Source organism: uncultured Fretibacterium sp. (assembly GCF_938030725.1).
In the GTDB taxonomy this organism is placed as follows: Bacteria; Synergistota; Synergistia; order Synergistales; family Aminobacteriaceae; genus Fretibacterium.
The window spans coordinates 14,082-32,574 of record NZ_CALHIQ010000057.1; the positions used below are offsets into that span (position 1 = coordinate 14,082).

Here is an 18,493-nt window from a genome sequence, read left to right on the forward strand (position 1 = left end):
CGCCGCAGGGCGATCATCCAAGCGGCACCGCGGCCAGGAGCAGGCTCAACAGCACGAGCGGCAGCATCGTCCCCACGTTCCAGAACAGCATCGACCGCGCCAGGTCCGGCGGGAAGAGCCCGAAGTAGTACCCCGCGTTCTGCCGCACGGCGCGGGTGAGTATCCCCAGCCCGTTGCCCAGAAGGAGCGCAAAGACGGCCTGCGCCGGGCTCAGGTCCCCGGACGCCAGGCCGCCCCCCGCCAGCGACAGCGCGGCGGAGACGTGAGCGATGGACGCCGCCGCGACGGCCCAGCCCGAAAGCGGCAGGAACGTCCCCCCCATGAACCAACGCTGGAACGCGCCCTCCAGCCAGGGGACCAACGCGTAGGCCGCGGCGAAGAGCGCCCAGGCCAGGGGCAGCGTCCGCAGGAGCTTGGCGCGAAGGTCCCTCAACAGGCTCCCGCGCCGCGCCGCGCGCCCCTCCGCCGTCCATTCGTCCGGCTCCGTCTCGCAGCCTCCACCCCGGCGCAGTAGGGCCAGGGCCAAGGCAAAACGGGCCGCGCTCCGCAGGAGGAGCACGACCGCAAAGACGGCGCCCGCGCCCCCCGCCATGGAGGCGCAGAGCGCGAACGTCGCCGGCCAGCGCCGCAGGTAGGCGGGAAACGCCAGGGCGAGCGTGCCCCACAGCGCCGCCCTTCGGTCCAGCCGCCCCTCGTCCAGCGCGGAGGCCAGGATGGCCGCGCCCGCCCTGGAGGAGCCGAGGCTGACGGTGAGGGACAGGCCCACCAGCGGCCCGATCCCGTGCCGCCGCAACCAGGGCGTGAGGCGGGCCATCAGCCGGTCCGCCAGCCCCCAGCGCAGCACGGCTCCGCCGATGGCGAGCCCCAGCAGGATGTCCACCGTCAGCCACGCCTCGCCCTCAAGGAGAGCTGCCAGGTTCATTCCCCCGCCCTAAGCCTCCAGAGCAGCAGCACCGACAGGTACTCCTTTGCCGGGGCGAGGGCCTCGGCGCCGCGCAGGATGCGCTCCTCCGGCAGCCCCGCCCGATCCACCCGGATCGCCTCGCACCACGGGCCGGATTGCGCCACCAGGCCGGCCAGCTCCTCCCCCAGGGCGCTCGGCTTGTAGAGCGCCGCGGCGTCCGCGGCCTTGAGAGCCGCCTCGATCTTGGAGGGCTCCGCCGTGCCGGGGACGACGCAGAGAACCTCCTCGCCCAGCGCCAGGAAGCGCCGTGCGCAGGACGCGGCCAGCGAGTGGGCCGAAACGCCGGGGACCAGCTGCAGCTCCAGGTCCGGCACGAGCTCCCGCCAGACGCCGTACAGGTAGGCCCCCGTGGCGTAGAGCGCGGAGTCCCCGATCACGGGCAGGGCAACGGTTCGGACGCCCTGCCACCGGGGCCGAAGCCCCTCCAGCTGGACCCGCAGCTCCGCGTCGCGCCGCGCCGCGTCGTAGACCATGGGGAAGACGATCGGCACGGGGTCAAAGGCGTCCCCCAGGCGCTCCGCCAGCGCCCCTTCCGCCACGCCGGGCTTCCCGACCCCTGAGCGGGGCACCAACGTCAGTTCCGCCTCCTGAACGGCCCGCAGCGCTCCCACCGTCATGTGGTCCACGCCTCCGGGGCCGACGCCGACGACGACGAGCTTCATTGGGCCGCTTCCCCGTAGAGGACGTCCATCAGGAACCGTCCACCGCGCTCCAGACCCAGGAGGGAGGGCCGGCTCAGGAGCCTCTCCGGCATGGCCGCCAGGCGGGTGCGCTCCAGGGCCCCGGCCCAGGGCCGGGCCCGCACCGCCTCCAGCGTCGAGGCATTCATCGCGCCCTGCTGGACGAGGTAGACGTCCAGCCCATCCTCCAGGAGCTTCAGCACCCGCTCAAGCCCCCAGGGGGCCAGCGCGCTGCCCTCGCGAATGGGCTCCGCCTCCCGCGCCGCGTTCTCGCCCCCGGCCAGCTCGATGAGGTGTGCCGCCCAGGAGCCCGGCGCGCAGGTGTGCAGCTCGCGTGCCGTGGCCTCCAGGAAGACGCGCGGCGCCCTCCCTCCGGCGGTTTTCCGCCTCGCGGCGGCCTCCTCCTGGATCGCCGCCCTGGTCGCCTCGAGCCGCTCCACGCCCGATTCGGGGTCCAGGCCGAGGATGCCGGCCAACGTCCGCAGGTAGTCCGCAAAGCCGTCCCAGGAGGGCGGGTCGATGGACTCCACCCGGACGCCCGCCCGCTGCAGCACGTCCGCGAGGCCGGGGTTCGCGCGCTGCGTCAGGCCCCGCATCAGGACGACGTCCGGCGAGAGCGCCAGGATGGCCTCAGCCCCCGTTTCCTTTGAGAAGCGCGGGAGGTTCGGGAGCAGGTCCGGGTCGTCGTTCTCCGACAGCCCCACCAGCGACTCCGCCCCACCGAGGGCCACCACGTTGTCCGAGTGCCCCGGATAGAGCGAAACGACGCGAAGGGCCAGCGCAGGCGCGGAGAGGCCTGGGGACAAAACAAGGGTTAACGTCAGGAAAAAGAACAGCAGGGACCGTGTCATCACTCGCAGAGAGCGCGCCACATCACGTCCCCCCTTTCTGATCGGTAAGATAGAAACGGCGCGCCGTAGAGGGACTCCAGGACGCGCCCGTCCAGGGCCTCGACGGGCCCCTGAGAGCAGAACCGCCCTTCCTTCAGGGCCAGGTAGTCGTCGATGAAGGGAAGCGCTGCGTTGACGTCGTGCACCGCGGCGGCCACCGTCCGCCCCTCCCGCGCCAGCTCGCGCAGCAGGCCCAGGACGCGGGCCGCCTGATGGGGGTCCAGGGCCGAGGTGGGCTCGTCCAGCAGCAGCACGGGAGGGTCCTGGACCAGCACACAGGCCAAGACCGCCCGCTGCGCTTCGCCGCCCGACAGCGACGTCACGTCGCGCGACAGGAGGGAGCGAACCCCCACGCGCTCCGCCGCCGCCTCGATGAGCGCCTCGTCCTCCGCGTTCAGCGGCCGGGCGGGAAAGCCGCGGTGGGGCAGCCGCCCCATCCCGATGACCTCCCAGACGGAGAAGGGGTAGAGCGGGCGAAAGTGCTGTGGCACGACGCCCACCAGCCGCCCGAACTGCCGCCGGGAAACGCCCCGCACCTCGCGCCCCAGGAGCGTCAACCCGCCGCCGTAGGGCAGGAGGCCAGCCATCGTGCGCAGGAGCGTGCTCTTGCCGCTGCCGTTGGGGCCGATCAGCGCGGTGAACCGCCCCGAGGGCAGGTCCGCGGTGAGGCCCCGCAGGACCTTCCGGTCCCCGTAGCCGGCGGTCAGGTCCGCGAGGCGAAAGCAGGGGGCGCTCATGACCGCCGCCCTCGCCGGATCAGGAGCCAGCAGAAGAAGGGCCCGCCGATCAGCGCGGTGAGCACGCCGACGGGCAGCTCCCCAAGGGCCTGAGCCACGCCGTCCGCCGCCGCCAGCAGGCAGCCTCCGGCCAGGAAGGAGAGCAGGATCAGCGGACGGTGCGCCGGGCCGACGGCCAGCCGAAGCAGGTGCGGCACCACGAGGCCCACGAAGCCGATGATGCCGAAGAAGCTCACCGACGCCGCAGCGCCCAGGGAGGCCGCCAGGAGCAGAAGGCACCGGAGGCGCCCCTCGTTGACGCCCAGCATCGCGCCCCGGCCGGAGCCCAGGGACATGGCGTCCAGCATGGGGGCACAGAAGAGCCCCGACGCCAGCACCAGGGCCGCCGCGCCCCACACGGCCGCCCCGCCGGAGGCTCCGGCCCCCGAAAAGCTCCCCATCATCCACAGGACGATCGCGCCCAGCTTGTCGTCCGCCACCGCCTTGACGAACGTCACGCCCGCAGACAACACCGCGTTGGCGACGATGCCCGCCAGCACCAGCTGTCCTCCGCCCGCCCGCCAGGCGATGAGCCCCACGAGGCACAGGCCCCCACGGCCCCCGCGAAGGCCGCGGGGATCACCGCCGCAGTGCCCAGCAGGAGCCCCAGCGCCCCGCCGAAGGCCGCTCCGGCGGCGATGCCCAGCGTGTAGGGCTCCGCCAGGGGGTTCGCGAGGATGCCCTGCAGGAGCGCGCCGGAAACGCTGAGCAATCCGCCCGTCCCCAGTGCCGCAAACAGGCGGGGAAGCCGCACGGAGCGGATCACGAGCGCCTCCGGCAGGGAGGCCTCCGCCTCCGGCAGGCGCGGGGACAGCAGATACAGCACGCGGGGAAGCGGGATATCCCACTCCCCCAGCGTGACGCGCCACACGACCGTGCAGGCAAGAGCGAGGAGAAGCGCCCCGCCGACGGCCCAGGCCCTGCGGCTCTGCGCCCTGCGGCAGGCCGCGATCTCAGTCATCGAGGAAACGCGCCCGCGCTACATCATCTCGCGGATGCGCTCAACGAAGCTCTTCGCGATGTTCTCGTCCTGTCCCAACCCCACCAGGTAGGGTGTGATGTCCTTGTAGCCCGCCTTCTTCAGCACGTTCAGCCAAGACTCCTCGTCGTCCGCGCCGGCCAGGTCGTTGTTGGCGTGGTCGCCCGCGACGATCATCAGCGGGGAGATCACCAGCTTGCGGACGTCCTTGTGGCGCTTGAGGGCGCGGATGACGTCCTCCACCTTGGGCTCGGCCTCCACGGTGCCGAGGAAGAAGCGACCGTAGGCGACCTTGTCGAGGGAGAACTGCAGCTGGCTGTACATGGCGTGGGCAATGTGCTCCGGCGTGCCGTGCCCCATGAGGACGATGGCCGTCCCCTTGTCCTTCAGCTGCTTCTCAAAGCGGGTCATCAGGAGCTTGGCCATCTTGTCGCAGTCCTCCACGCCGTTCAGGCAGGGGGCGCCAAGGGCGATCTTCTTGAAGCCGTACTTGCCCTTCAGGGACGCAAAGGCGTCCACGACGTTCTGCATCTCGTCGTACTCCTCGCCGGGGATGATGTGCGTCGGCATGACGTACACGTGGGTGAAGCCCTCGTCGTTCATCGCGGCAAGCGCCTGCACCGGCGTCGGCACGACCTCGTTGCGCTCGTGGGCGATCTTGCGGCGGATGATGTTCGACGTGAAGGCGAGGCGGACCTCCGCGTCGGGGAAGGCCTTCTTCGCCGCCTCCACCAGGTTGTCGATGGCGGGACGGGCCTCCGGCATGGACGTGCCGAAGGACGACACCAGGATTCCCACCTTGTCGGGCTTCGCGTCGTCGTGGCCGGACCACGCCGGGGAAGCCGAAAGCAGCGCCGCAGCGACCAGCATTACGCAGACAAACTTGTTCATGACACATACCTCCATCGTGATAAGGATACCCCTGCCCTCGCAGGGTAGAGCACAGCCTGGTGAAAAGGCGTGAAAAAAGGAGGCACGGCATCGCGCCGGGCCTCCTTCGCCGTATGCGGTTCGCAGTCTGCGTCCTGCAGCAGCACCGGAGGGTTGCCCACGCAAATGCCCATCGGTCCTCGTGCAGGGTCAATATCCTGACTTCCCTTCCTCCTCGTCCGCGCCCTTCCCAAAGGGTTTTCTTCAGTGGGCCTTACCTGCGGACTCGTCCGGGTCACAGTGGCGGGGCCGCGCGGGGTTTGCACCCGCTTCCTGGCCCTGCGACGCCTTATTTAAGGCTATTTAAGCACATCGCCCCTCCGCTGTCAAATCCCTGCGGGGGCCACTGGCGCGGCTTTTATTTTTCCTCCCCTCGTGTTAAGATGACGGCACAGTTCAGGTCAAGGCCGTGCGGCAGCGCGCAAGCGCTCCAAGAGGGAAGGGGGTGCGAGTCCCCCGCAGCTTCCACTACTGTAAGCGAGGACGAGAGGACATCACGCCACTGTTCCGGCAGGACGCCGGGGCGGGAAGGCGTCCTCGAGGAGGAATCGCAAGCCAGGAGACCTGCCCCACGCGCCGCAGCAGGAACTCCCGGGACAGGGGAGCGGCGGCTTTTTTCCAGGATCTTTGCGTTCGCGCGCCGAGGGACCCCGTCCGTGGAGGGCGGGGCCTTTTTGTCGTGCGCTTCGCGCTTATTTTTATAAGAAGGGGGGTGGCGGTGGAGGGAGGGTCCGCGGCGTCTGCGTTTTTCCGTTTGCGTTTATGATCAGCGAATCGAGGAGGAAATCTTGATGAAAAACAGGTTCTTTGCTTTTGTGCTCTGCGCGGCGGCCGCGCTCCTGCTGGCTCTGTCCCCGGCGGAGGCCGCGCGGACGGAATACCCCGTCACGATCGACAACGGGGACCGGCAGGTGACGTTCGATAAGGCGCCGGAGCGGGTCGTGACCAACGGCGACGGCAACATCATCGAGCTGATGTTCGCCCTGGACCTGGACGACAAGCTCGCCGGCTACGCGGGCTTCCCGGAGTACGGCGGCCAGGTCGCGCCGGATCACCAGGAGAGGCTCAAGAAGATTCCCGTCGCCGCGCCGGGCTACATCACGCTTGAGGTGCTGCTGGGGCAGAAGCCAGACCTTTTCCTGTCCGGCTACCAGTACGGGACGAGCGTTCCGGGTGACACGTCGGCCGGGGCCATCACGCCGGACGAGCTGGAGAAGCACGGCGTCAAGTGCTACAACATCACGGAGTCCCTGATCCGCGTCATGAAGAAGCCGCCGGTGAGCCTCGAGGACACCTACACGGACCTGAGGAACCTGGGCGTCATCTTCGACGTGCAGGACCGCGCGGAGCAGCGCATCGCCGCCATGAAGGAGCGCGCCGCCGCCGTGGAGGCCAAACTGGCGGACGTGGACGCAGCGAAGCCGATCGGCGTCTTCATCTATCAGACGTGGAACGCGCCGGACCAGCCCCCGCGCACGGTGGGCGGCCAAGCCATGCCAAGCGCCCTGATGAAGATGGCGAAGGCCCGCAACGTCTTTGACGACATCGACGACAGCTACGTCAAGGTCACCTGGGAGGACGTCGTGGGGCGCAACCCGGACGTCATCCTGATCCTGGAGTGCGGAAACGCCAACGGCGCGGAGCGGAAGAAGCTCCTGATGGAGGACCCCGTCCTTCAGGGCGTGAAGGCGATCCAGGACGACCGCGTCATCGTCATGCGGGTTGAGGAAACGTATCCGGGCCCCCGGGCCGTCGACGGCCTCGAGGCTATCGCCCGGGCGCTCTACCCCGACCGGTTCTAGCCGCACCCAGCCTGCGGACCCCTCATGAGCCCTCTCTCCCCCTTCAGGAGGACGGGCGCTCCGGCGCTCGTCCTCCTCGCCCTCCTGCTCCTGACGATGACCTTCGGCGTTTCCATCGGCCCGGTGCCCATCCCCTTCGGAAGGGTCTGGGGCATCGTCCTGCATCAGGTCTTCCCCGACTGGCAGGCCGTGGCTCAGGACTGGCCGCAGAACGAGGTCAGCATCGTCTGGCAGCTCCGGCTCCCCCGCGTGCTCCTGGGGGCCATCGTCGGGGCCGGGCTGATGATGGCCGGCGCGGCCATTCAGTCGCTGGTGCGCAACTCCCTGGCGGACCCCTACCTGCTCGGCATCTCCTCCGGCGGCTGTGCGGGCGCGGTGGCGGCCATCCTGCTCCTGGGGAAGGTCTTGGGCAGCAGCTACACCGGCCTCTCCACCGTCTTCATCCTGGCCTTTCTCGGCTCCCTCCTGGCCTTCGGCCTCGTCCTCCTCATCGCCGCGCAGGGGGAAGGGCTCACGCCCATGCGCATGATCCTGTCGGGGCTGGCCATCAGCTACATGTTCACGGCCCTCACGAACTTCATGGTCTACCTCAATCAGCGGAGCGGGGCGGAGAGCGCGATGTTCTGGATGCTGGGCGGCCTGGGCGGCGCGCGGTGGGACCGGCTTCCGATCCCCCTCGCGGTCACTGCGGCCTGCCTCGTCCTCCTCGTCCTTCAGGGGCGCTCCCTCAACGCGCTGATGCTGGGGGACGAGAGCGCGGCGGCGCTGGGCGTGGACGTCCGGCGCTTCAGGCGCTTCCTGTTCGCGCTCACGTCGCTCCTGACGGGAACGCTGGTCGCCGTCAGCGGCTCCATCGGCTTCGTCGGGCTCGTGGTGCCGCACGTCATGCGCATGACCGTCGGCGCGGACCATCGGCGCATCCTGCCCCTGGGCGCGCTGGTCGGCGCCATCTTCCTCATCCTGGCGGACGCCTTCTCCCGCGCGGTCCTGGCGCCCCGTGAGCTCCCCCTCGGCGTCGTGACGGGCTTCGTCGGCGCGCCGTTCTTCATCTGGCTCCTCAGGCGGAGCGGGCGGCAGGGCCGGCCATGAGCGCAAAGCTCGAGGTCGAGGCCCTCCGGTGGGGCGCGGAGGGTCGCCCCATCGTCCAGGGCGTTTCGCTCACGGTGGAGGAGGGCGAGTTCGTGGGCGTCATCGGCCCGAACGGCAGCGGGAAGTCCAGCCTGCTGCGCTGCATCTACCGCGCCAACCGGCCCCAGGGCGGCACCGTCCTCCTGGACGGTCGCGACCTGTGGCGGATGCCGGTGAAGGAGGCCGCGCGGCACGCTGCCGCCGTGCCGCAGGAGATGCCGACGCAGTTCGAGTTCACCGTCCGCGAGATCGTGGCCATGGGGCGTTATCCCCACAAGGGCCCCTTCAGCGGCGCCGACGCACGGGACGAGGAGCTCGTCGAGCGGGCGCTCGATTACGTCGGGATGTCCCCCTGCGCCGACCGGACGTTTGCGTCGCTGTCGGGCGGCGAGAAGCAGCGCGCGCTCATCGCGCGGGCCATCGCCCAGGACGCCGGCCTTCTGCTCCTGGACGAGCCGACGAACCATCTGGACGTCTACTATCAGCTGGAGATACTGGACCTGATCCGCAGCGCCGGCGTCAGCTGCCTCGTCGTGATGCACGACCTGAACCTGGCCGCGCAGCACTGCGACCGGCTGTACGTCATGCACGACGGGCGCGTCGTCGCCGGCGGAAGGCCGCGGGACGTCCTGACGCCGGAGCTGATCCGCCGCGTGTACCGCGTGGAGGCGGAGGTCACGACCGCGCCGGGCGGCGCGCCCCACGTGCTGTTCCTCCGCGCCCTCAAGCCGCAGGGACGGATGGAGCGTAAACCCAATCGCGTTTAAGCGTGCCCTGCCTCCCCTGAAAGAGGAGGCTCCCCTTACCTGGACACGCGGATGACGCCGCCGCGCCGGTCCTCGCCTGAGTTCCACATCCGCCGCAGGCTCAGCCAGTGCGGCTTGCCGTAGGTGACGGCCTCCACCATCAGGTCGTCCCCCGCCTCCTCGTACCCGGCCAGGTTGAACCAGTGCCACTCAAAATCCTCCAGCGCATCGTCCTGGTGGCGCAGCATCAGGTAGGGGACGGGAAGGCCGCTCCTCAGCTGCTCCCGGATCACCCCGCGCGCCTCCTCAAAGGGCACCGTGCCGGACAGCCCCTCCAGGCGCCGGCCGCTGCCGCCCGTGTCGCGCCAGTACTGCGACAGCCCCTCGATATAGATTTCGAGGAAGTCGATCCCGTGGGAACGCGGCGACAGGTAGGGCTTCATGTCCCTGGCGAAGCGGACGAAGTCCTCCCGGTTGAGGTGGCGCAGGTCGTAGGGGTAGAGGCTCGTGGCGTCCTCGCGGAGCGCCAGGTAGATGCACAGGTCGCACGCCGTCACCGCGGCGCACCCGCCGTGGTACATGTCCCACTCCGGAAACCAGTCCTGATTTCCCCCCAGCCCATCCTCGATTTGAATGTAGTCCAGCTCGTTCTTCATCGTCCACCTCCGGCGCGCGGCGTGCCCCCTGAATTTTTTGCAGTATTTTTTTATTGTATCTCTTTTTTCGTCCTTTTGTCCCCCACGCTCCGGCTTTTTCGCTCTTTAATCCCCTGCCGGACGTGCGACGCCTGCCGCCCTCCCCAACCCTTCACCTTCACTGCGCGCTATACTATAATACGAGCGTTCGCCGCGGACGGACGAGGGAGGAGCGTGGAGGCATGGCAGGGGCGGTGTCTTTCGTGATGACAAGTCGGGAGGCGCGCCGCTTCGGGGACGGGCCGGTCTTTTGTCGTACGCCCCGCGCCACGCGGCGGATGAAGGCTGTCCGCCGCGCGTTCTCGCTGGCGGAGGTCCTGATCGTCCTCGCGATCCTGGCCGCCCTGGGGGGCTCCGTGCTCTCGGTGGGAGCGATCTGGGGAAGGCCGACGGCGGCAAAAGAGGCGGACCGCGCCATGCGGTGGCTCTACAGCGTCGTCGCCAGGGCGGACCTTGCGGGCCGGCCCTTCGACCTGAGGGTCGACGAGCGCGCGCAGCGCCTTCAGGTGCGCTGGGAAAAACCGATGGACGTGGAGCAGCTCTCCGCGCGCAGCGGCTGCACCCTTCAGCGGATCGGGGCCAGCAGCGCGGCGGGGCACGCCCACTACGCCCCCCAATGGGGGACCTTCAGCGCCGCCCTGACCGTCCTGGTCCGCGACGCGGAGGGCAGACGCCACTTCCTGATCCTGTCGGGACAGGGGCAGATTCGGACCTCCGCCCACCCTCCGGCCGCGAGGTGAGGGCGGGCACGCCGGCCCCGATCGGGGCGCCCTATCGGACGTGACTCTTTAAAACAAGGGGGGAGCTGCATGATCTCGGTCCTGAGGACGAACACCAACCAGAAGAACCCCGGACACGAGGACCTCAGCCTCGACACGCTGCGCCACGGAAGCTGGATCAACCTGGTGGCGCCCACGCGCCAGGAGCTGGAGGACGTGGCACGCATCGCCTCGGTGCCCCTCGACTTCCTCACGGCGGCCATGGACGTCGAGGAGTCGAGCCGCATCGACGTGGAGGAGGCGGACGAGGACAGCGGGTGCGACACCTCGCTGCTGATGGTCCTCAACATCCCGAAGCACCCGAAGAGCTTCAGCTTCGACACGCTGCCTCTGGGCATCGTCATCACGGAGTCCGCCTTCATCACCGTCTGCCTCGAGGAGAACGTGATCCTGCCGGGAGCCGCCGGCGGGGTCAGGGGCTTCTGCACCTGGAAGCACACGCGGTTCCTGCTGCAGATCCTCTACAGGACGGCGGGCGCCTACCTTCAGTACCTGAACGAGATCAACCGCATGTCCAACAGCATCGAGCAGGCCATGCGCCAGTCCCTGCAGAACGAGGAGCTGTTCCGTCTGATGGACCTGGAGAAGGGACTGACGTACTTCACGGGGTCCATCCGCAGCAACCGCGTGGCCATCGACAAGCTGCTGCGCGTGCTGAAGAACCCGCAGTATCAGGAACTGGTGAAGATGCGGGAGGAGGACGAGGACCTGCTGGAAGACGTGATCGTGGAGTACGATCAGGCCTACGACATGGTGCGCGTGTACAGCGACGTGCTGGGCGACACGATGGACGCCTTCGCCTCCATCATCTCCAACAACCTGAACATCGTCATGAAGTTTCTGGCCTCCGTGACGATCATCCTGGCCATCCCCGCCGCCGTCTCCAGCTTCTGGGGGATGAACGTGCGGCTGCCGCTGATGGACAACCCCAACGGCTTCTTCTGGGTCTCCCTGATCGCCCTGTTCCTCAGCGTCGTGGCTACCCTGTGGCTCTGGAGGCGAAGGATGCTGTGAGGCACGGCCCCGCGGATGGGGAGGACGGGACGCGGGACGCATTGGGGCGCAGAGGAGCCGCTTGGCTCCCTGCGCCCCAATGCGTCCTTGAGCGTCAAAAAAGTCGTGGACCGGCCTTCAGCGCGCCCTTCGGGTGAAGATCCAGACGGCGGCCAGCAGGGCCAGCCCAACCGCCGTGACGGCGGGCCACACGGAGAGGACCAGCACTCCCGCGACGCACAGGACGACGCGCGTCGGGAGGTTCAGCGGTCCGTTCATGTACCCCATCCACATGCTGGCGAAGGCGACGACGGCGGAGACGCCGCTCAGGAGCCCCCAGCCGACGGCAGCCGGACCGCCCCGCATAAGGAGCCCCGGATCGTAGCAGAAGGCAAAGGGCACGACGTAGGCCATAAAGCCGAGCTGCATGGCGTGAAAGCCGGTCCTGTTCGGGTCTGCGCCGGCGATGGAGCTGGCCGCGTAGGCCGCCAGGGCGACGGGGGGCGTGATGTTGGAGATGATGGCGTAGTAGAAGACGAACATGTGCGCAGCGATGGGCAGGAAGCCCAGCTTCACCAGGATGGGTGCGCCCAGGGCCGCCGCCAGGATGTAGGCGCCCGTGGTGGGCAGGCCCATGCCCAGAAAGGTGGCGATGAGCATCACGAGCACCAGCGCCAGGAAGGGCGCGTCCCCGGCGAGAGAGATGATGAAGCCCACCAGCTTGCCGCCGATCCCCGTCAGGGACACGGCCCCCAGCACGATGCCCGCCGAGGCGCAGGCGACGCACACCAACGGGATGCCCCGCGCGCCCCGTTCCACCGCGTCGATGACGTCGCGCACGTTCATGCCGGGGTTGAACCTGGAGGCCACGAGGAGGAAGGCGCCGATCAGGACGAAGAGCAGGTTGGCGTTGACCTTCGCGACGAGCTCGGGCCGCAGGGCCAGGAGCGCCGCGAGGGCCGCGGAGATCGCCGCCGCGACGCAGGCGGAGCGCTTCTCCGAAGGCGTGCTGTCCGGCCTGAAGTTGAAGAACGCCACGAACCAGGCCAGCCCGATGCCGATCAGGGCCGCCCTCATGGGGGTGTAGCCGGCCAGGAGGAACGCCACGAGGCCCACCAGGGGCGCGATCATGTAAAAGCGTTTCAAGACCTCGCGCTTTGAGGGCAGCTCGTCGGGGGAAAGCCCCTTGAGGCCCCTCTTCAGCGCGCGCAGGCGCACCATGACGAAGAGCGCGCCGTAGTAGAGCAGGGCCGGAAAGAGGGCCGCGATCATGACGTCGCGGTACGGCACGCCGAGGAAGGACGCCATCAGGAACGCGCCCGCTCCCATGATGGGCGGCATGATCTGACCTCCCGAACTGGCCACGGCCTCCACCGCTCCGGCGAAGTAGGGAGCGTAGCCGATCTTCATCATCAGCGGGATGGTGAAGGTCCCCGTGCCGTAGACGTTGGCCACGGCCGAGCCGCTGATGGAACCAAAGAGGCAGGAGCTCACGACGGCGATCTGAGCCGGTCCCCCCGGCGTGGCGCCGGTGAAGGCCTGGGCCACGCTCATGAACCAGTCCCCCGCGCCGCTCTTCTCAAGGAAGGCACCGAAGATCAGGAAGATCATGACGAAGGTGGCGGAGACGCCCAGCGGCATGGAGAAGATGCCCTCGTCCGTCAGAAACAGCCCCTCGACGACCTCCGAGTAGGAGAACTGGAAGCCACGCATCAAGCCCGGCAGCTTGTAACCGTAGAGCATGTAGACGGCGAACAGGCCCGCGATGAGCGACAGGGGCAGCCCCACGATACGCCGCGTGCCCTCCAGGAGCAGGACGACGAGCAGCGACCCCAGCACGAGCTGCGTCGTCGTCAGCGGGTCGATCTGCTGGATGCGCTCCGTGATGGCGGTGTAGTTGATCATGGAGTAGAGCCCCGGCGCAGCGGCCAGGGCCGCGAGGGCCCAGTCCCAGAGCGGCACGCGGTCCATCGGCGAGCGCTTCGTCATGGGGTAGAGCACGAAGGCCAGCGGCAACACCCAGGCCAGGTGGATGCTGCGCTGAAGGTAGGCCTCGAAGTTCCCCGCCGCCGCCGTGTAGAGGTGGAACAACCCCATCAGCAGCACGTAGAGGTAGACGAACGTCCTCGTCCTTCCGCTTAACTTTCTCAAGGTATCATCCCCGTTCGGCGGGCGACGCCCCCGACAGGGCGGGCCCGCAGAAAATTTCGGGAGAGGGGAAGAACGAGCGCTCTCCCCCTCTCCCCTTCGGCCCCGACTCGGACGCAGGCCGCGCTATTTTGTCACGGTCTTCCAGAAGGCCTCGGAACCAGGGTGCGACGGCACCCGCGCCGGAACGGCCGCTGCCGGGTCCAGCTCCTCCATGTCCTTCACGGCCGCGACGAGGGAGTCCTTGTGCTCCCACAGGGCACGGTTGAGCTCGGACACCAGGGAGTCCGGAAGGTCCCTGCGGATGACGATGCAGGTGTAGTCTCCAACGGTCTTGACGGGCTCAGCCCCCTCCGGAACGGCCTTGTAGATGCCGGGGTCGATAGTGAAGGTCTCCGTGCCGTAGGCGGCGGACAGCTTGTCCAGCGCCTCCTGCCCCACGGGCAGCAGCACGACGTCCAGCTTGCTCTCGATGTTCATGACGATCGAGGCGATCTTGCCCACGGAAAACGCGAAGCAGTCCAGGTGGTTGTCCGCCAGGAGGTCCGCGCCGCCCTCGTAGGACGCGTACTCCACCGTGCCACCCCACTCCTCGAAGGTCTTCTTGTAGTCAAATCCATACCCCTTGTCGAACAGGGCTTTGACGATGAACTCCGACGACGTGCCGGGCTTCAACGTGGCGAAGCGCATCTTGAGCTTCTTGTCGATCACGTCTCCAAGGGACTTGACGCCGTTCTTCTCGGCGAAATCCCGGCGCATGATGAAGTAGGTGTACTGGGTGTAGAGGTTCGCCATGATGACAGCGTTTTCCATCTTCTGGCCCTTGGTGAAGTCCACGCCCCCCTCCTGGGTGGCCGCCCCGACCATGGAGGTCACGGAGAAGCCCAGGTCCCCCTTGGCGTTGTTGGCGTTCACGATGTTGGCGACGCCACCGCCCGAGCTGCTGGTGGTCTGGGGCAGGCCCGCGCCCGTCCACATGTCCGCCAGGGCCGTGCCCAGCGCAAACCAGTTGCCCCCAGGAGGTCCGGCCATGAAGCGCAGTTGGTCGGGCCAGCCGGCCTTATCGGCACCGGCCGCCGGCCCCACGGCAAGGGCCAGGGTGGCCAGGATCAGGAAAGCGAAACGAAAAGACCTTTTCATCGTGCGATCTCCCCTCTCTTGCGCGGCGACGCGCGCACCTTTGCCGAATCGGCCCTCCTCTCCCCTGCGGGGACTTTCGCCCGCGAGGGAGGTCGGCCCGAACGGCACCAACGGATGGAATCGACAGCATCAGGATAAAGCGTTTCTATTTTATCACAGTGCGGGCGCGCGCCGGCCTTTCGGGCTGCTCCGATGACCCGCTCAAAGGTAACAGAACGCGGGGGCCCTGCCTAAGCAGGCGCCCCCGCGCTGCAATATCCCCTCCTGTCAGTATTTTAAAGAGTACGTCACAGCCCGTTGACGACGTTCACCGGCCTGCCCTCCAAATAGGCCTTGACGTTCGAGACCGTACACTCCATGATGCGCCGCCTGCTCTCGATGGAGGCCCATGAGATGTGGGGCGTTATCACGCAGTTCTTCGCTGACAACAAGGGGTTGTCGCCGCGTATGGGCTCGCTCGACACGACGTCCAGGGCCGCACCGCCCACCTTGCCGCTGTTCAGCGCGTCGGCAAGGTCCTGTTCGTTGACGAGCTGGCCGCGCGCGTTGTTGACGATCAGCACGCCGTCCTTCATCTTTGCGATCGTATTTCTGCAGATGAGGCCGACGTTCTCGGACGTCAGGTTGCAGTGCAGCGAGATTGCGTCGGATTGGGCAAGGAGTGCGTCCAGCTCGACGTACTCCGCTATCCTCCTGCCTGAGTCGTTTGGGTAGAGGTCGTAAGCGAGGACCTTCATGCCCAGCGCCCTCGCGATCGCGCCCTCCCGCTGGCCGATCCTGCCGAAGCCGATGATCCCGATCGTCTTGCCGTCGAGCTCGATCTGCGGGGTCTCCCAGTAGCAGAAGTCGGCGCAGCGCTCCCATCGGCCCTCGTGGACGGTCTTGTCGTGGAGCCCGATCCTGTGGCAGAGCTCAAGCAACAGCGCTATCGAGAACTGGCTGACCGAGGCCGTCCCATAGGCGGGGACGTTCGACAGCGGGATGCCGCGCTCCTTCGCGTAAGCCGAATCGACGACGTTGTAGCCGGTTGCGAGCATGGCGATGAACTTCACGTTCGGACAGACGTCGATGACCTTCTCCGTTATCGGCGTCTTGTTGGTCAGCACGATCTCCGCTCCGCCGATGCGCGCAATGGCCTCGTCTTCATCGGTCAGGCTCGTGCGGTCATAGACCTTCAGCGCGCCAAGCTTCTCCAACTCTCCCCAGCTCAGGTCTCCGGGGTTTTCCGTGTATCCGTCAAGGACGACGATTTCAGGGGACATGGAATCGGAACCTCCGTTCTTTTTCATTATCTCTTAATATTATCTTATATTGCTGCTCGGCCTTGGAAATTGCAGACCGCTATCCCCTCGCGCTCAAAGGCTTTGCGGATTTTTCTGACGAAATCGAGAGCCTTCGGACCGTCGCCGTGCACGCACAGCGTGTCGCCCTTGATCTCGAGCTCGCGGCCGCTCAACGCCGTCACCCTTCCCTCCTTGACCATGCGGATGCACCTCGCGATCGCGACGTCCTCGTCAGTGATCATCGCACCCGGCGTCTTGCGCGGCACGAGACTCAGGTCATCCTGATAAGCCCTGTCCGCAAAGATCTCGGCCTTTGCTTCGAGCCCCGCGCTCTCCGCCTCCTCGCCAAGGACCGCGCCGGCGCAGTAGTAGACGATCAGCGAATCGTCCACCTCGCGTACGGCCTCGCAGATCGCCCGCGACGCGTCGCGGTCGTATTGGCATAGATTGCCGAGCGCACCATGCGGGGCGACGTGCTGGAGCTTCATCCCTTCGGCCTCCACAAACGCCTTCAAAGCGCCGATCTGATATTTCATATCGTTCTTTATCTCAAGCGGGGAGAGCGCCATCTTTCTTCGACCAAAGCCCTGGAGGTCGGGATAGCCGGGGTGCGCGCCGACCGCAACGCCCCGCTCCCTTGCCATTTTAACCGTGCGGTCCATCACCATCGGGTCGCCGGCATGGAAGCCGCAGGCGACGTTCGCCGAGGTGACAAATTTTATCACCTCCTCATCGCCGCCGATGGTGTACGCTCCGAAGCTTTCACCCATGTCGCTGTTCAAGTCTATCCGAAACATCGCTTCAATCCTCCTTTCTTTCGATGGTGACGTTGTACGCCCTGCCGTCCACGGTGACCTTGAAAGAACGACGCGCCGGACGCCTGGAGCTCTTTTCAATCCTTGCGGCCAAAGCATCCAGCTCACGACGGCTCGCCTCGGCCAGGCGTTCCGCCTCCTCGACGCTCGTCCTCACAAAGCGAACCGCGTCACCTGCCTTGCACTGTCCGAGGACCGGCAGGTCCACGGTGATGACGGTCGCTATCTTCGCGTAGCCGCCGACGGTCTGGTGTTCGGCCATCATGACGATCGGGTCTCCGGAGGTCGGCACCTGAACGGAGCCGAACACGATGCCGTCCGAGATGATGTTGCCGTCGGTAACGTGCCGAATCTTCGGCCCCTCCAACCGATAGCCCTGCCTGTCGAAGTCCGCTCCAATCGTGTAGCGCGAGCTCAGGAACGTTGCGATCCCCTCTTCGGTGAACCTGTCGTCCTGCGGCCCCAAGATCACCCTCAAGGCGCGCTCACCGGATGGGATCAGGTCCGGCTCGGCGACCCGCCCGGACAGGTCGGGGAAGCAGGCGGCGTCCTTTAGCAGGCCGACCTCGTCTCCCTGCCTCAGCCTGCGGCCCCTGTACCCGCCAAAGCCCTTGCCGACCATCGTGCTCCTGCTGTTCATCAGGAGGGGGACATCCAATCCGCCCGCAAACGCCAGATAAGCGCGACATCCGACCCCAGCGGCGCCCAACCTCAACGTGTCGCCGGGGCACACGGCGAAGGCGCGGTAATTGAGAACCGGAGCGCCGTTCAGGAGCGGGCGCATATCGGCCCCGGTAATGGCCACGACCGCGTTCTCGGCGAATGAGATCAAGGGCCCGATCACGGTTACCTCAAGGCACGCCTCGTTTCGATCGTTGCCGACCAGGACGTTGGCTATCTCAAACGATCGCCTGTCCATCGGACCTGACGGCGAAACGCCGAACGCTTCGTACCCGAACCGCCCGCCATCCTGGACCGTGGTCAAAATTCCTCCATTCTCGATGATCACGGGGTCCCCTCCTTCTCGTATGTCCTGCAGACGTACTCGGAGAGCTCAACTCGGCGTTTGATGTCGAAGTACTCGTCGCGACCGATCGGGATATGGCGGATCCATTGTCCCGCCTTCAGCAGAAAAGGGTTTTCCCTGCGATAGTCGCAGACAAGGACCGGCGTTGTCCCGATGATGTTCCAGCCGCACGGCTGGTCGAAGGGGATTATGTTGCTCAGCGCGAGTTGAACGACAACGCTGCCCCCGTCGATGCGCACGCGCGGACTCTCACGGCGCTTGAACGAGAACGGGTTCTCGAAACGCGCCGTGTACGGGTGTCCGGGCGCGAAGCCCAGCATGTAGACGAAGTAATCGCTGCCGCTGTGTATCCTTATGACCTCCTCGACCGTCTTGTCCTCAATCCTCGCTATCTCCTCTATGTCGGGCGCAAACTCCGGGTCATAGATCACCGGGATCTCCGTGATCACCGGCTTCGGAAGCGTCACACTCCGGAGGTTCGCAAGGCTTTGACCTACGAACTCCCTCACCGCACCGCTCTTTACAGCGCAGGGATCGTACTGAATCAGCAGAGAGCGATAGGCCGGAGTCAACTCGCGCATCCCGGCGAAAGGGCGCCGTTCGAGCGAGAACATCAGCGAGCGGACCTTGGCGTTGGTCTCGATCCCAATCTCGTTCTCGAACTCAACGAGGACTGCGGAATCCCCTGCCTGTTTTATCGCAACGTCCTGCATCTTTC

19 protein-coding genes and 2 riboswitches are annotated in these 18,493 nt (G+C 67.0%); of the genes, 5 read left to right on the plus strand and 14 right to left on the minus strand.

Going from position 1 to position 18,493, the window contains the following annotated elements; all coding sequences use genetic code 11:
- Window positions 1-13: 13 nt before the first annotated feature.
- Genes Q0629_RS03505 through Q0629_RS03535 form a run of 7 tightly spaced genes read right to left on the minus strand, consistent with a single transcriptional unit; the run spans window position 14 to window position 5,180 of the window.
- Window positions 14-922 carry a hypothetical protein gene (locus tag Q0629_RS03505; RefSeq protein ID WP_298779008.1) on the minus strand — a complete coding sequence of 303 codons (909 nt, stop codon included), beginning with the start codon at window positions 920-922 and terminating at the stop codon, window positions 14-16.
- On the minus strand, window positions 919-1,626 hold the full coding sequence (locus tag Q0629_RS03510) for a precorrin-2 C(20)-methyltransferase (RefSeq protein WP_298779010.1): 708 nt from the start codon (window positions 1,624-1,626) through the stop codon (window positions 919-921). Before Q0629_RS03510 ends, Q0629_RS03505 begins: the two co-directional genes overlap by 4 nt.
- Window positions 1,623-2,498, minus strand: coding sequence for an ABC transporter substrate-binding protein (locus Q0629_RS03515; protein WP_298779012.1), 876 nt, complete (start codon window positions 2,496-2,498; stop codon window positions 1,623-1,625). Before Q0629_RS03515 ends, Q0629_RS03510 begins: the two co-directional genes overlap by 4 nt.
- Window positions 2,495-3,271 carry an ABC transporter ATP-binding protein gene (locus Q0629_RS03520; RefSeq protein WP_298779014.1) on the minus strand — a complete coding sequence of 259 codons (777 nt, stop codon included), beginning with the start codon at window positions 3,269-3,271 and terminating at the stop codon, window positions 2,495-2,497. Before Q0629_RS03520 ends, Q0629_RS03515 begins: the two co-directional genes overlap by 4 nt.
- Complete coding sequence (locus Q0629_RS03525; protein ID WP_298779016.1) at window positions 3,268-3,849, minus strand: iron chelate uptake ABC transporter family permease subunit; 582 nt, start codon at window positions 3,847-3,849, stop codon at window positions 3,268-3,270. Before Q0629_RS03525 ends, Q0629_RS03520 begins: the two co-directional genes overlap by 4 nt.
- Window positions 3,765-4,271, minus strand: coding sequence for an iron chelate uptake ABC transporter family permease subunit (locus Q0629_RS03530; RefSeq protein ID WP_298779018.1), 507 nt, complete (start codon window positions 4,269-4,271; stop codon window positions 3,765-3,767). Before Q0629_RS03530 ends, Q0629_RS03525 begins: the two co-directional genes overlap by 85 nt.
- 18 nt (window positions 4,272-4,289) lie before the next feature.
- Window positions 4,290-5,180, minus strand: a complete 891-nt coding sequence (locus tag Q0629_RS03535; protein WP_298779020.1) for a sirohydrochlorin cobaltochelatase — start codon at window positions 5,178-5,180, stop codon at window positions 4,290-4,292.
- 169 nt (window positions 5,181-5,349) lie between these two features.
- A riboswitch (cobalamin riboswitch) is annotated at window positions 5,350-5,526 on the minus strand.
- Between the two features lie 88 nt (window positions 5,527-5,614).
- Window positions 5,615-5,806: riboswitch (cobalamin riboswitch) on the plus strand.
- 204 nt (window positions 5,807-6,010) lie between these two features.
- Here Q0629_RS03535 and Q0629_RS03540 point away from each other — a divergent pair.
- Genes Q0629_RS03540 through Q0629_RS03550 form a run of 3 tightly spaced genes read left to right on the plus strand, consistent with a single transcriptional unit; the run spans window position 6,011 to window position 8,916 of the window.
- Complete coding sequence (locus Q0629_RS03540; RefSeq protein WP_298779022.1) at window positions 6,011-7,021, plus strand: ABC transporter substrate-binding protein; 1,011 nt, start codon at window positions 6,011-6,013, stop codon at window positions 7,019-7,021.
- Between the two features lie 24 nt (window positions 7,022-7,045).
- Window positions 7,046-8,110 carry an iron ABC transporter permease gene (locus tag Q0629_RS03545; RefSeq protein ID WP_298779024.1) on the plus strand — a complete coding sequence of 355 codons (1,065 nt, stop codon included), beginning with the start codon at window positions 7,046-7,048 and terminating at the stop codon, window positions 8,108-8,110.
- Window positions 8,107-8,916, plus strand: a complete 810-nt coding sequence (locus Q0629_RS03550; protein ID WP_298779026.1) for an ABC transporter ATP-binding protein — start codon at window positions 8,107-8,109, stop codon at window positions 8,914-8,916. The genes Q0629_RS03545 and Q0629_RS03550 overlap by 4 nt, the downstream gene beginning before the upstream one ends.
- A gap of 35 nt (window positions 8,917-8,951) precedes the next feature.
- Here the strand turns inward: Q0629_RS03550 and Q0629_RS03555 are convergent, their stop codons facing one another.
- Window positions 8,952-9,551, minus strand: coding sequence for a hypothetical protein (locus Q0629_RS03555; protein WP_298779028.1), 600 nt, complete (start codon window positions 9,549-9,551; stop codon window positions 8,952-8,954).
- A 221-nt stretch (window positions 9,552-9,772) separates the two neighbouring features.
- Between Q0629_RS03555 and Q0629_RS03560 the strand changes: the two genes are divergently transcribed.
- Window positions 9,773-10,330, plus strand: coding sequence for a prepilin-type N-terminal cleavage/methylation domain-containing protein (locus Q0629_RS03560; RefSeq protein WP_298779030.1), 558 nt, complete (start codon window positions 9,773-9,775; stop codon window positions 10,328-10,330).
- Window positions 10,331-10,399: 69 nt separating this feature from the next.
- On the plus strand, window positions 10,400-11,383 hold the full coding sequence (locus Q0629_RS03565; RefSeq protein WP_298779032.1) for a magnesium transporter CorA family protein: 984 nt from the start codon (window positions 10,400-10,402) through the stop codon (window positions 11,381-11,383).
- 117 nt (window positions 11,384-11,500) lie between these two features.
- Here Q0629_RS03565 and Q0629_RS03570 read toward each other — a convergent pair whose 3' ends face one another.
- The 6 genes from Q0629_RS03570 to Q0629_RS03595 all read right to left on the minus strand — a co-directional run bounded on the left by Q0629_RS03570 (window position 11,501) and on the right by Q0629_RS03595 (window position 18,488).
- A complete protein-coding gene (locus Q0629_RS03570; protein ID WP_298779034.1) occupies window positions 11,501-13,513 on the minus strand; it encodes a TRAP transporter permease in 2,013 nt (670 codons plus the stop codon).
- 123 nt (window positions 13,514-13,636) lie between these two features.
- On the minus strand, window positions 13,637-14,650 hold the full coding sequence (locus tag Q0629_RS03575; RefSeq protein ID WP_298779037.1) for a TAXI family TRAP transporter solute-binding subunit: 1,014 nt from the start codon (window positions 14,648-14,650) through the stop codon (window positions 13,637-13,639).
- Between the two features lie 287 nt (window positions 14,651-14,937).
- On the minus strand, window positions 14,938-15,912 hold the full coding sequence (locus tag Q0629_RS03580; RefSeq protein WP_298779039.1) for a D-2-hydroxyacid dehydrogenase: 975 nt from the start codon (window positions 15,910-15,912) through the stop codon (window positions 14,938-14,940).
- Window positions 15,913-15,956: 44 nt separating this feature from the next.
- Entirely contained in the window at window positions 15,957-16,730 is a 774-nt protein-coding gene (locus Q0629_RS03585) for a 5-oxoprolinase subunit PxpA (protein WP_298779040.1), read from the minus strand.
- A gap of 4 nt (window positions 16,731-16,734) precedes the next feature.
- Window positions 16,735-17,757 carry a biotin-dependent carboxyltransferase family protein gene (locus Q0629_RS03590; RefSeq protein ID WP_298779042.1) on the minus strand — a complete coding sequence of 341 codons (1,023 nt, stop codon included), beginning with the start codon at window positions 17,755-17,757 and terminating at the stop codon, window positions 16,735-16,737.
- Window positions 17,754-18,488 (minus strand): allophanate hydrolase subunit 1, encoded by a 735-nt coding sequence (locus Q0629_RS03595; RefSeq protein WP_298779044.1) that lies wholly within the window; start codon window positions 18,486-18,488, stop codon window positions 17,754-17,756. Before Q0629_RS03595 ends, Q0629_RS03590 begins: the two co-directional genes overlap by 4 nt.
- Window positions 18,489-18,493: the final 5 nt, after the last annotated feature.